Below are 588 nucleotides of genomic sequence, written 5' to 3'. Positions count from 1 at the left end.
AGCCCCAGCAGGGCGAGTCCCTCGTCCGTGGTCGACGTCAGGTGGTACCGGCAGAGCATCAGCAGCATGACGAGCATCCCGCCGTAGCAGAAGCGCATCAGGAACATTCCCGTGAGCGCCCAGGCCGCTTCCCTGCGCGCGGGTGCCGCGAGATGGCGTACACCCGCCGCCAGGTCGGCGACCGTGCCGGAGAGAGCGGTGGACAGCCGGGGGTGCTCCAGCGCGCGGTCCGGGCCGAGCAGTTCCTTGGCGATGCGCAGGGCCGCCAATGCCGCGCACAGGTAGAGGGCGGCGCCCACGAGCACCACGGCCGTGTCGGAGTCAGCGACGACCAGGCGTACCGCGAAGGCCAGGCCGCCGCCCGCGGTCGCGGCGAGCGTCCCGGCGGTCGGGGAGAGGGAGTTGGCGATGACGAGACGCTCGGTGTCCACCACGCGGGGCAGCGCGGCGGACAACCCGGCGAGGACGAAGCGGTTGACGCCCGTCACGCACAACGCGGCCACGAACAGGAGCCAGTCGGGGACCTGGACGAGGATCAGGAGGGCGGTCACCGACGCCATCAGGGCGCGCAGCAGGTTGCCGTAGAGG

1 pseudogene is annotated in these 588 nt (G+C 72.1%); it reads right to left on the bottom strand.

The features are described 5' to 3' along the window. Nucleotides 1-588: pseudogene (locus tag LPA54_RS35385) on the bottom strand (MFS transporter); the annotation flags it as partial.

The organism is Streptomyces sp. DH12, assembly GCF_020873895.1.
Lineage (GTDB): Bacteria > Actinomycetota > Actinomycetes > Streptomycetales > Streptomycetaceae > Streptomyces.
This window is presented reverse-complemented; position numbering and strand designations above follow the sequence as displayed.